Below are 11629 nucleotides of genomic sequence, written 5' to 3' on the forward strand. Positions count from 1 at the left end.
CCTATTGCACGATGAATTCGGTAAACAGCACTTCCTCGATGTTAAGCTCGGGTTGCTGTTCCGTCAGGGGGGGGTCTTGCAGCGCGACAATCAGTTTATCGGCGAGCTGTTTCTTGCCTTCTGTATCGGTGAGTTCGTCGACTGGCTCATCGGAGATCCGCATCAGCAGACGACTACGGACCTGAGGCAGGTGGTCTTTCAGGATATCGCGAGTCTCTTTATCACTGACCTTGAAGGTCATGCCGATGTAGAGCAAGCGGCTCGTACCCCGTGAATTCGTCATATTGATCGTAAAGGGCTCGACCTCGACAAAAATCGGTGAGCGCCGTGGCGTGGCGGCCTTTTCCCCTTCGGCAGGTGCATTATTGCTGGACTGCCAAGCGAGATAGACTGCCACGCCCGCGACACCAACGGACAACACGACTAGCCCGACCATCAGCCAGAGCAGATTTTTCGAGCCTCCTTTTGAATTCGCCACGCTTTTGTCAACCTCTGAATGGGATTGGTTGCTGCCGGTAGTATGCCGGTCGAACAAGGGACAGAATAATGGGAATAGGCGCCGATAAAGCGCCTATCTCATTGTAAGGGGGGCGGCCTAATCATGGGCTAGGCGTAGAGATCCACCCGGCCATCCAATCTGATCTCGGTCGTGGCCGGTTGCTCCGTCAGTGGTCTCTCATCAAGACTGACCAGATCCTCGCCTGCCGCCGAGCGGCGTCCGTCGGTGTCCGCGAATCCCTGCTCCGACTCTTGGCGCTGCTCTCCCACCGAAGTCTCACCAAGGCTCAGTCCTTGTTCGGCGAGCGCCTCGCGCAGTTGTGGTAGGGCTTGTTCGACCGCACCACGCACGAGTGCATTGGCGGAGAGGAATTGGATCTGTGTGCCTTGATCACTCACCTTCAGCGCGACCGTCAACGGCCCCAGCTCTGGCGGGTTAAGACGTAGCTCCACCCGCTGCTCGCCACCCCGTTGGCTGAGCAGGATGAGCTGTTGCCCGAGCTGCTGAGGCCAAGCGGGGCTGTTGAGTGGCGCGCTCATCCCTGGCGCTGCTGGCGTGGCGTTATTGGTGGCGGCGTTCGCCGCGCTGCTGTTGCTGCCCAACGGGCTCGGGTTCACGTTCAGTCCATCGGCCCGGGCCGTGCCCAAGCGCGCCTCGTTTGCATCACGGCCAGCTGAGTTGGATTGCAAGAGTTCGCGTAGATTGATAGGGACCGGCTCGCGGTTTGCGCTGGCTGTGGCAGTCGTATCCGTTGCGACACGCAAAGTCTCGGTTGGCAGGGCTCCACGTTGAGCGCTGTTTTCCGAGAGCGAGCCAGGACGGCCGTCTGTTCGGAGGCGATCACGCAGATTCAGATCACGCGGATTGAGCGGTTCCGGGCGGGTCTCGCGTGCGAGTCGCTCGACCTCTGGCTGAGCGGCTAGGGCAGCAGCACTTGTGGCCAGTAAGGGCTCAGGTGCTTGAGGTGTCATCCGCTCGTTCACTTGGGGCTGGGCGAGCAGGACGGCGCGCTCGTTCTCAGAGAGTCTCTGAGTGAGTTGCTCGAAGAGGGCCTGGCGCTGCTCGGCGGGCAATTGCTCGCTGATCGGGGCAAGCACGGCGGCGCGCTCGTTCTCAGAGAGTCTCTGAGTGAGCTGCTCGAAGAGGGCCTGGCGCTGCTCGGCGGGCAATTGCTCGCTGATCGGGGCAAGCACGGCGGCGCGCTCGTTCTCAGAGAGTCTCTGAGTGAGCTGCTCGAAGAGGGCCTGGCGCTGCTCAGCGGGCAATTGCTCGCTGAGCTGGGCAAGCACGGCGGCGCGCTCGTTCTCAGAGAGTCTTTGAGTGAGCTGTTCGAGAAGCACCTGGCGCTGCTCGGCAGGCAATTGCTCGCTGAGCTGGGCAAGCACGGCGGCGCGCTCGTTCTCAGAGAGTCTTTGAGTGAGTTGCTCGAAGAGGGCCTGGCGCTGCTCAGCGGGCAATTGCTCGCTGATCGGGGCAAGCACGGCGGCGCGCTCGTTCTCAGAGAGTCTTTGAGTGAGTTGCTCGAAGAGGGCCTGGCGCTGCTCGGCGGGCAATTGCTCGCTGATCGGGGCAAGCACGGCGGCGCGCTCGTTCTCAGAGAGTCTTTGAGTGAGTTGCTCGAAGAGGGCCTGGCGCTGCTCAGCGGGCAATTGCTCGCTCATCTGTGCAAGCAAAGCGGCGCGTTCATTCTCAGGAAGCGCCTGAGTGAGCTGTTCGAGAAGCACCTGGCGTTGCTCGGCAGGCAATTGCTCGCTGAGCTGGGCGAGCGCGGCATCCCGATCTTCGGCGGAAAGCGTTGCGGTCAACTCGGCAATCAGCGCCTGATAATCGTTTTGGGAAAGCTCTTCAGTCATCCCCGCAAGCGAGACAGCAAGGCTGTCCACTGAGCGTGACTCAGTCTGATCAACAAATGAGGACTGCTCGGCGAATAGGGCTGTTAGCTCGCTGGAGGAGAGCAACTGACTCAAGTCGATCGGTAGGGGATGGTGCGGGCCAGGGTTCCCCGCTGCGGTCGACTCACCGCGAAGCGACGGAGTGATATGGTCGTTCGTCCTGAGTCCCGGGCCCGAGGTTCCATGGCCCTTGGGTGTTACGGCCGATGCTGTCCAGCGCTCAGGTTGAGCGGCTATATTGGGGTTCTGCCCATTCTGCCCAGCGTGTGCTAGGTACTGCGCGAAGCTGCTGGGCTGGGGCTGGGATTGCCCCCTCGCGTCAGCAGGCCTTCCGGCCGATGTTGAGTTGCTGGTAGAAGCCAATAGAAGCTGGATATCCATCAGAAATCGTCCTCATGCGGGATGCGCGATTCAGGCATCCTGATGTTGCAGCCGGCGCCGAACTTCGCGATTGGTGACAAACTCGTCGCTAAGCCGTTGCTCTTGGCGGGCTGCGGCGAGCTGCTCCTGTAAGACGCGACGTGCAGTCAGCGTCTCATAGGAGGAGAGTTTACACTGCTTATTCTGCCACTGTTTCTGCGTGTTCGTGACTCGTTGTTGCTGGGCGGTGAGTGCCTGGCGCGCGCGTTCCAAAGCGTCGTCCAGCGCGCTTAGAAACTGCTGATAGTTACGCATGGTAGCAGGATCGATCCCCTGGCACATGGCCTGCTGTAGCCGCTGCGCATATTCCTGGCGATAATTGCCCAGAGATTCGAGCTGCTGCGCCACCGCGCGCTCATTGTTGCGCTCGTTGGCAAGAATCTGTCCCGCCTGGTCGCGCGCTTCGCGGGCGAGTTCGGTCAGTGTATCGAGTGGTGTAGACGCCGTCATCAATATCCTCCGCTACTGTCCTACGACAGCCGCAAGCGCTTTCCGTGCCTCCGCGATGCTGGCTGATTGTTCGATGCCCTGTTGTAAAAAGTCCTCGAGCTGCGGATACCGCTGGACCGCCTCATCGAGGCCTGGATCGTGGCCTGGACTATAAGCGCCAACGCTGATGAGATCACGATTGCGCTGATAACGCGAGAATAATTGCTTGAAGCGCTGCGCGTGGCGTTGCTGGCGCTCATCGACAATCGCCGTCATCGCGCGGCTGATCGAGCCTTCGATATCGATGGCTGGATAATGGCCCGCATCGGCAAGCGCGCGCGAGAGCACGATGTGCCCGTCTAGGATGGCGCGCGCGGCGTCGGCGATTGGGTCCTGCTGGTCGTCGCCCTCGGTGAGTACCGTGTAGAAGGCGGTGATCGATCCGCCGCCGCGGGCGGCATTGCCGGCGCGCTCGACCAGATTTGGCATCTTGGCAAAGACCGACGGCGGATAGCCCTTGGTGGCGGGCGGTTCGCCCACCGCGAGTGCAATCTCGCGCTGCGCCATGGCAAAACGGGTCAGCGAGTCCATGATCAACAGCACCGCGCGGCCTTGGTCGCGAAACCACTCGGCGAGTCGCGTGGCGTAGGAGGCTCCTTGCAACCGCTGCAGCGGCGAGGTATCGGCCGGAGCCGCTACGACGACCGCGCGCCGCAGCCCCTCCTTGCCAAGGATATTATCGATAAAGTCCTGCACCTCGCGACCGCGTTCACCGATCAGCGCCACCACGATCACATCCGCGCGGGTGTAGCGAGCCATCATACCAAGCAGGACCGATTTACCCACGCCCGAGCCGGCAAAGAGTCCCATGCGTTGACCAATACCAACACTGAGCAGGGCGTTGATGGCACGGATACCCACATCGATCTGCTCTTCGATAGGGGCGCGCGCGAGTGGGTTCAGTGGTGTTGCCGCGAGATGTCCGTGAGGTGCCTCATCCAGCGCGTCAAGACCATCGAGCGGCTCGCCATTGCCGTCCACCACCCGCCCCAGTAGCGATTCGCCGAGCGGAAACCGTCGCGCGCTGCCGCGCGTCCCCTCGCCGAGCGCAAAGACGCGCGCGCCCGGCTGGAGGCCGGTGATGCCCGCTAGTGGCATGAGGAAGAGCTTCTCGTCCGAGAAGCCCACCACCTCGGCTTCGGCGAAGTGCGGTTCGCCGTCACCTGCGGGTGGGGGGAGCTCGATGAGGCAACCGCCGCCGAGCGGCACCTGGAGTCCAACGGTTTCAATGATGAGCCCGGTTGCGCGCATCACCCGCCCGCTGGCGCGCCAAGGCTGAGCCACCTCGATGCGAGCACGCACCCGCGCCAGCGACTCTCCCCAGCGCTTGGTATGCGGATTGGGATTTGGATGGCGGTTGGCGGCGAGGGCGTTCATGTGTTGTTGGATGTCGCCTCTGCGGCCGCCTTCAATTCGCGTGCCCCTGCGGCCCTCTCGCTCGACGATAAACGTCCGCGCACTTGCTGGTGTACCGACTCCCAGCGCGATTCCCAGGTTGCATCCAGCTCGCCGTTGGCGCTGGTCACGCGACAGCCGCCGCGGCTGACCTGGTCGTCTGGCTGCAATGCCCAGCCGGCAGCCTTCAGCTCTTGGCCTAGCGCTTGGCTCACCAGCTCATGATCCTTGGGGTGGAGCCACAGCCGCGGCCGCCCATGCATGGCCGGCTCGCTGTGCAATAGCCCCCGCACCAGCTCCGCGACTTGCGCTGGGTGTGCCTCCAGCGCGGCGCCCGCTAACTGACGACCAGTGGCCAGCGCCAGCTCGACCAGATGTCGAGCCACATCATCGTCGAGCTGGGCGAGAGCTTCGCTAAACTGTGTGGCGAGATTGCGCACCGGGTCGAGCGTCTCCTGCAGCTGTTGCTGAAGTTCCTGTTCTGCTTCCTCGCGGCCTTGCGCTAGTCCTTTGGCATAGCCTTCGGCCCGCCCGGTTTCAAGGCCTTCGCGGTAGCCTTCTTGATAACCGGCTTCGCGTGCCTTTTTGCGCTCGGCTTCGAGTGCTGCTTTTTGCTGCGCCGCCTCGCGGCGTTGCTTTGCGGGGTCGGGTTTGCTCTGCGCGGGTTTTTGCGGTTGTTTGGGCGCCTGAGCAGGCGTTTTGGCCGCCGTGTGATTAGGGGCTTGCTTGTCCAGCGTGGCCTTCGCCGGGCCTGCTTCCTTGCCGGTGCTCTGGTCAGGCCCTTGCCGCGTTGGCTGGCCTTTGGCAGACGTATTCCGCCGCGATGGTGCCAATTCGTCCATCTGCCAACGGCGCCAGGGTTTCTCGTGCTCCGGTCTGATCTTGGCGTCGGCCTCAGACATAGGTGTCGTCGCCGCCGCCGATGATGATCTCGCCACTCTCCGCTAGGCGCCGTGCGACCTGCAGGATGGCCTTCTGCTCGGCCTCGACCTGCGAGACGCGCATTGGTCCGCGTGCCTCCATGTCCTCGCGCACCATGTCCGCCGCGCGGGTGGACATATTGCGTAGGAAGGCCTCGACCAGGTCCTCGGGCGCGCCCTTCAGTGCCACCACCAGGCTGTCGGTGTCGATCTCCTTGAGTAGAAGCTGGATGCTGCGGTCGTCGAGCTCGATAAGATTCTCGAACAGGAACATCTCGTCGATGATCTTCTGCGCCAGATCCTCGCTGTGCGCGCGCACCGTCTCGATTGCCGCCTCTTCCTGAGTGGTGTTCATGATGTTGAGAATCTCCGCCGCCGTGCGGACACCACCCATCTTGCTGCGTTTCAGCGTCTGTCCGTCAAGCATTCCAGTGAGCACCTCGGTGAGTTCCTGCAGGGCCGTGGGCTGCACGCCGCTGAAGGTGGCGATACGCAGGACCACATCATTACGGAGCTTGTCGTCGAACTGTTCCAGCACCGCTGCTGCTTGTCGGCGCTCCAGATGGACGAGCACCGTGGCGATGATCTGTGGATGCTCGTCTCGGATGAGTTCCGAGACCATCGATGCCTCCATCAGATTCAGAGTGTCGATACCGGAACCGCTCTTGTGCTCGAAGATGTCCTCGAGCAGGCTGGCCGCGCGTTCCTCGCCGAGTGCCTTGCCCAGTACCGAGCGGATGTACTCGTTGGAGTTCTTCAGCGCAATGTATTCATCCTGTTCGCTGATGAAGGCCTCCAGCACCGCGTTCATCTGCGCGTGAGAGACCTGGCTGAGCTGGGTCATCGCGGTGCTGACTTCCTGCACCTCTTGTTGCGAGAGGTGTTTGAAGACCTCGGCGGCGTCGTCGTCATGCAGCGCGAGCATCAGGATCGCGCTGCGCTGCGCGCCGCTCATGCCTTCGAGAGGATCAATCTGTTGGGGCTCGGTCTCGGCGGGGCTCATGTTTGCAACCAGTTGCGCACGATCAGGGCGATGATCTGCGGATCGCGCTGCGCCATTTCACGCAGTTCAGCGAGCTTTTGCTGATAGCCCAAAGCCTTGTTTTTGCGCGGCTTCTCGTAGATCTCGGCATCTTCTTCGTCCTCATCCGTGTCTTCGCCTTCATCCTCATCACCGACCTTTGCATCCACCCCGGCTTCGCTAGCTACCGGCGCCTGCGGGGGGCGCGTGTAATGCTTGATAAAGGGACGCAGCAGGAGGAGATAGACCAGCAGCAGTCCGAATATCCATAACAGCGGCTCACCCAACATGACTGCGAGTTGGATCGTCTCGGGATCTTGCCACCACTCTGGCGCGGGGCCCTGATCCTGTCGACTGAAGGGACTACTGACGACCGCGATACTATCGCCGCGTTCCGCCGAGAATCCCATGGCCTCTCGGGCTAGGCGTTCCACCTGCGCAAGCTCCTCCTCGCTCGGCGCCACTGTTTGCCACTCGCCATTCTCGTCAAGTTCCCTGCGATGGTCGACCACCACCGCTGCCGAGAGACGTTGTAACCTGCCGCGCTGTTGGCGTACATGGGCCACACTGCGATCGACCTCGTAGTTGACAACATCGTCACGCTGCAGGCTCTTAGTGCTGGCGAAGGCCGCGTCCGCGCCATTGGCTTCATCCGCATCCGCATCCGCCTCGGGATCTGGATCTGGCTCCGCATCCTCGTCCGGCTCTGGCAGGTCGATCGGCGAGGGCGCAACCCCGGGTGGCGTATTGCTGAGCGCGCCCGGAATGCCGCCGACCAGATCATCATCTCCAGTATAACTGACGTTGGATTGACGACTGCGGACCGATGCCTCATTAGGCGGTTGATTCGGTGCATAACGTTCGGAAGTTTCCTCACGATGGGAGAAATCGATTTGCGCCGCGACCTGCGCGCGCACCCGGCCAGTGCCGAAGAGCGGCTCCAGGATGGTCTCGATACGGCGCTGATAGGCGTTTTCCACTTCACCTCGGTACTCGAGCTGAGTGACGTCCATCTTGTCCGGATCGGGGTTCTGCGAGAGCATGCGCCCGCGGTGATCGACAAGGGTCACCTCTTCGATGGCCAGTTCCGGCACGCTGCTGGCGACGAAATGCCGGATGGCGTTGATCTGGCCCTCGTTCAGACGGCGCCCGCCCTGGAGGGTAAGCACCACCGAGGCCTTGGCTGGCTCACTTTCGCGCACGAACACCGAGGGTTGCGCCATGGCGATGTGGACGCGGGCGCGCTCCACGGGCGAGAGTGATTCGATCGAGCGCGAGAGTTCCCCTTCGAGCCCGCGCTGATAGTTGACCTGTTCGGCAAACTGACTGATGCCGAATGGTTGGTCTTCCATCAGCTCGAAGCCGACATTGCCCCCCTGCGGCAGGCCTTGCTCGGCCAGCTGCATGCGCAGGCTGTGGACTTGGTCGCCGGGGACCAGGAGCGCCTGGCCGCCTTGGCTGAACCGATAGGGAACGGCGCGGGCATCGAGTTCACTGATGATGCGCCCGCCGTCGGCCTCGCTGAGGTTGCTGAACAGCACCCGATAGTCGGGCGCGCGCGCCCACAACAGCAGCGCTGTCACCAGGGCCACCAAGGCGGCGCCAGCGATGAGCAGGGCAACGGCCTGGTTGCCGCGCACCAGCGTTTGCAGCCGTTGCAGCGGGCTTTGGGCGCTTGTGCTGGTATCGTCCCCGTTACTCACGTGCGCCTCCCACGGGAGGGGTTAAACGCCATCCGAGGCATCGTAGGTTGGGAGTATGCAGATCATAAGGGGGAGGAGGCATCCGTTCGTTCGGGTTGGCCGTCCGTTCTGCCGAGAAGTATAAGGCGATACACTATCGAACTGAAGCGGTTTGGGCAAAGGAGGAAATAAGACCACTTTACCCGGGTAATTAGAGCCATCCCCGGAAGCACGACGCTGCTAGTCTCAGCCGCCGGAAGCTAGGGGGCTGTTCGAGACGCGCCCCTGGCCGATTTATCGGCTGCGCTGCCGTAGCCCCCATCCCGGAGGAACTGATGAGCAGTCCACCCAGCCTAGAACCGGCCCTTGTTGCAATGCGTCAGCTTGCCACCCAGGCGGCCGCCGGTACCGGTGCGACGAATCCGACAGGCCCGGTCGCTGCCGGCGGCTTCGCCGGCGAGTTGCGCGCGTCCATCGAGCGCATCAACGACTTACAGATGAACTCGAAGGAAAAAGGCATGGCGTTTCAGGCCGGTGACCCGGAGATTACGCTCAATGAGCTGATGATCGACAAGCAAAAGGCCAGCGTGGCCTTCCAGTTTGGTCTCCAAGTGCGTAATCGGCTGGTCACCGCCTATCGTGACGTGATGAATATGCAGGTGTGAGTGCTGAGGACTTGCCCCTGATGGTTCAGACTCAGACCTACGCCTCGAGACACCTACGCCTCGAGACTGAGCAGTCCGCCCCGTGCGGCCTGTATTTCATCGATGCGCTCCGCTAGACGCAAGACCTCCTCTGGCGGGATTTGGCGGATCAAATCACCGGATTCTTGATCAACAACGCGTGTGATCAGGCGTTCGCCTGGGTCGCTGAGTTCGAACTGCACGCCGTAATCATTCATAACCTCGTTCACTCGCTGCAGCGGCTCTTCGAGTTCGCTGCGACCTGGGGCCTGGTTGCTCTCGGCTTGTGCGAGAGCAGAGCCCGCGGTGGGCAATACCTCCAGCAACGCTTCCACGCGTTCGCGCGGATTGAGCTGATTAACAGGGGCGGCGTTCGGTGCGGTTTGGCTGATGTCGGCGATCGAGGACGACATGATGGTCTAGCTCCATTATCAAGATGGTTGATCGTTGCTCGGCTCGATAGCTCTGCGGGGATTGGTGACAGTGAGAGGCGAGTGGCCGATCCCTGCGGGTGTTATCGGCCAACGACAACGAAACTTTAGCTGATACTCTGACGGGATGCACCTCAACCTACAAGAGGGCGTCTTCGATCGTGTCTCTTCAACAGATCCGGGCGGAGACCTGCTCGACGACCTTAGTGATGAGGAATCTTGCCATGGCATCGGGACAACGCGTCTCTCTGGTTCTCGGCAGCGGCGGTGCGCGCGGCTTGGCGCACATCGGCATCATCCAGTGGCTGCAAGCGCAGGGCTATCGGATCGAGTCCATCTCAGGCTGCTCGATGGGTGCATTGGTGGGCGGCATCTACGCCGCTGGCAAGCTGGACAGCTATCGTGATTGGGTCTGCGCACTGCGGCGCACCGATGTGCTGCGCTTTCTGGATTTGGCCTTCCACCCGGCTGGGTTGATCAAGGGCGATCGGATCATGGATCGATTGCGCCAGATGGTGGGCGAGCACAATATCGAACAGCTGCCGATTGCCTACACCGCAGTCGCGACCGATATCGAGCGCCAGCGCGAAATTTGGATCACCAAGGGGTCGTTGTTCGATGCTATCCGCGGTTCGATCGCGGTACCGACGCTGTTTACGCCGCATTGCTATCTGGGGCTAACCTTGGTCGACGGAGGCTTGTTGAATCCGGTGCCGATCGCGCCGACCTTTCGCGATCTCACGGATCTGACCATCGCCGTGAACCTCAATGGTGATCCGCAGGATGATGGTAAGGCAAAGACGCCGGTGCCGACGTCGCGGATGGAGCGCCGCGAAAATCGCGAGAATAGCGAGGACCGCGAAGACCTTCGCGGTCGCATCCTCAACTTCTTGGATAGCATCGGTAACAACCTGGGTTCGGATGAAGAGGAAGCCGATGAACTCGGCATCTTCGAGCTGATGAGCCGATCGTTCGAGACCATGCAGAACGCGATCGCGGCGATGAAGCTCGCCGCCTATGCGCCCGATGTGCTGCTCGAGGTGCCGCGCGATGCCTGCGAAGCGCATGAATTCCATCGCGCGCGAGAGCTGATTGATGTTGGCTATCGGATTGCCGAGCGCGAGATGGCGGGCCGCTTTCCGGGCGGGGCCTTTCGCGCCGCCATCGAGTAGCCGCGGGCCATTACCCCATGGTTACTGGAGCGACTTGCCGCGTGTACCGATGACTTCTACCGCTATTCAGATGAGATCACCCGTTACCCCGTCAAGCGCGTCACCACCGTACTGACCTGATCCACCCGCTTCGCCGGATCAGTCATGTCCATGCTGAACCGCAGAGCCCCTTCGGCCTGATCGAGCTTGAAGTCCTTGGGCCGCGATTGCACCAGTTGGATCAGCTTCATGTGATCGATATTCGGCTGCTCGCCGAAGACGATGCGCCCGCCCTTGGGGCCGGCCTCGATCTTCTTGATGCCGTAGGGCTGGACCTTGAGCTTCAGCTCGGTGACGGCGAACAGGGTCTTGGTCGGCTCCGGCAGCAGGCCGAAGCGATCGATCATCTCGACTTGCAGGTCTTTAAGCTCGGCACAGTCGGCGGCGCTGGCGATACGCTTGTAGGTGACCAGCCGGGTGTGGACATCGGGCAGGTAGTCGTCCGGGAGCAGGGCGGGGAGGCCAAGATCGATCTCCGCGCCGTGATCGAGCGGGCGGTCCAGTTCGGGCGTCTTGCCGGATTTGAGCGCCTCGACCGCACGCTCGAGCAGGTCCATGTAGAGCGTGAAGCCGATCTCGTGGATCTGGCCGGATTGCTCCTCGCCTAAGAGTTCACCGGCGCCGCGGATCTCCAGGTCATGGGTGGCGAGCGTGAAGCCGGCGCCGAGGTCTTCCAGGGACTCGATCGCCTCGAGCCGCTTCTTGGCATCGGCGGTCATCGACTTCGGCGGCGGTGTGATCAGATAGGCGTAGGCGCGATGATGCGAGCGCCCAACTCGTCCGCGCAGCTGATGCAACTGTGCTAAGCCGAGCTTGTCGGCACGGTGGATGACGATGGTGTTGGCGCTCGGCACGTCGATGCCAGACTCGACGATGGTGGTGCAGACCAGTAGATTGAAGCGGCGATGGTAGAAGTCGCGCATGACCCGCTCCAGCTCCTTCTCGCGCATCTGTCCGTGGGCGACCTCGACCCGCGCCTCGGGCAC

At 62.0% G+C, this 11629-nt stretch carries 12 protein-coding genes; 3 read left to right on the plus strand and 9 right to left on the minus strand.

All coding sequences use genetic code 11. The features are described from left to right. Position 1 precedes the first annotated feature (1 nt). Together fliL and CCR82_RS04420 are read right to left on the minus strand one after the other, a co-directional pair. Positions 2 to 478: a flagellar basal body-associated protein FliL gene (gene fliL / locus CCR82_RS04415; RefSeq protein ID WP_201244201.1), complete on the minus strand. Its 477-nt coding sequence runs from the start codon at positions 476 to 478 to the stop codon at positions 2 to 4. Positions 479 to 606: 128 nt separating this feature from the next. After that, on the minus strand, positions 607 to 1146 hold the full coding sequence (locus CCR82_RS04420) for a flagellar hook-length control protein FliK (RefSeq protein WP_201244202.1): 540 nt from the start codon (positions 1144 to 1146) through the stop codon (positions 607 to 609). Positions 1147 to 1482: 336 nt separating this feature from the next. Here CCR82_RS04420 and CCR82_RS04425 point away from each other — a divergent pair, with 336 nt between their 5' ends. Beyond that, positions 1483 to 2385, plus strand: a complete 903-nt coding sequence (locus CCR82_RS04425) for a hypothetical protein (RefSeq protein ID WP_201244203.1) — start codon at positions 1483 to 1485, stop codon at positions 2383 to 2385. Positions 2386 to 2802: 417 nt separating this feature from the next. Here CCR82_RS04425 and fliJ read toward each other — a convergent pair whose 3' ends face one another. Genes fliJ through fliF form a run of 5 tightly spaced genes read right to left on the minus strand, consistent with a single transcriptional unit; the run spans position 2803 to position 8339 of the window. Beyond that, positions 2803 to 3261, minus strand: a complete 459-nt coding sequence (gene fliJ, locus CCR82_RS04430; RefSeq protein WP_207190919.1) for a flagellar export protein FliJ — start codon at positions 3259 to 3261, stop codon at positions 2803 to 2805. 12 nt (positions 3262 to 3273) lie between these two features. Beyond that, a complete protein-coding gene (gene fliI, locus CCR82_RS04435; protein WP_201244205.1) occupies positions 3274 to 4677 on the minus strand; it encodes a flagellar protein export ATPase FliI in 1404 nt (467 codons plus the stop codon). Beyond that, on the minus strand, positions 4674 to 5597 hold the full coding sequence (locus CCR82_RS04440; protein ID WP_201244206.1) for a flagellar assembly protein FliH: 924 nt from the start codon (positions 5595 to 5597) through the stop codon (positions 4674 to 4676). The genes fliI and CCR82_RS04440 overlap by 4 nt, the downstream gene beginning before the upstream one ends. After that, positions 5590 to 6618 (minus strand): flagellar motor switch protein FliG, encoded by a 1029-nt coding sequence (gene fliG, locus CCR82_RS04445; RefSeq protein WP_242513248.1) that lies wholly within the window; start codon positions 6616 to 6618, stop codon positions 5590 to 5592. The genes CCR82_RS04440 and fliG overlap by 8 nt, the downstream gene beginning before the upstream one ends. Next, entirely contained in the window at positions 6615 to 8339 is a 1725-nt protein-coding gene (gene fliF, locus CCR82_RS04450) for a flagellar basal-body MS-ring/collar protein FliF (protein ID WP_201244207.1), read from the minus strand. Before fliF ends, fliG begins: the two co-directional genes overlap by 4 nt. Before the next feature lie 353 nt (positions 8340 to 8692). Here fliF and fliE point away from each other — a divergent pair, with 353 nt between their 5' ends. Further along, positions 8693 to 8983, plus strand: coding sequence for a flagellar hook-basal body complex protein FliE (gene fliE / locus CCR82_RS04455; protein ID WP_201244208.1), 291 nt, complete (start codon positions 8693 to 8695; stop codon positions 8981 to 8983). A gap of 53 nt (positions 8984 to 9036) precedes the next feature. On the opposite strand, the gene CCR82_RS04460 is transcribed toward fliE, so the two are convergent. After that, positions 9037 to 9414, minus strand: coding sequence for a flagellar protein FlaG (locus CCR82_RS04460; protein ID WP_201244209.1), 378 nt, complete (start codon positions 9412 to 9414; stop codon positions 9037 to 9039). 242 nt (positions 9415 to 9656) lie between these two features. Here CCR82_RS04460 and CCR82_RS04465 point away from each other — a divergent pair, with 242 nt between their 5' ends. Continuing rightward, positions 9657 to 10604: a patatin-like phospholipase family protein gene (locus CCR82_RS04465; RefSeq protein WP_201244210.1), complete on the plus strand. Its 948-nt coding sequence runs from the start codon at positions 9657 to 9659 to the stop codon at positions 10602 to 10604. Positions 10605 to 10687: 83 nt separating this feature from the next. Here CCR82_RS04465 and CCR82_RS04470 read toward each other — a convergent pair. Further along, the coding region (locus CCR82_RS04470; protein ID WP_276570532.1) for a TRCF domain-containing protein at positions 10688 to 11629 on the minus strand (942 nt) is incomplete at its 5' end.

Origin of the sequence: Halochromatium salexigens (assembly GCF_016653295.1) — a bacterium.
In the GTDB taxonomy this organism is placed as follows: Bacteria; Pseudomonadota; Gammaproteobacteria; order Chromatiales; family Chromatiaceae; genus Lamprobacter; species Lamprobacter salexigens.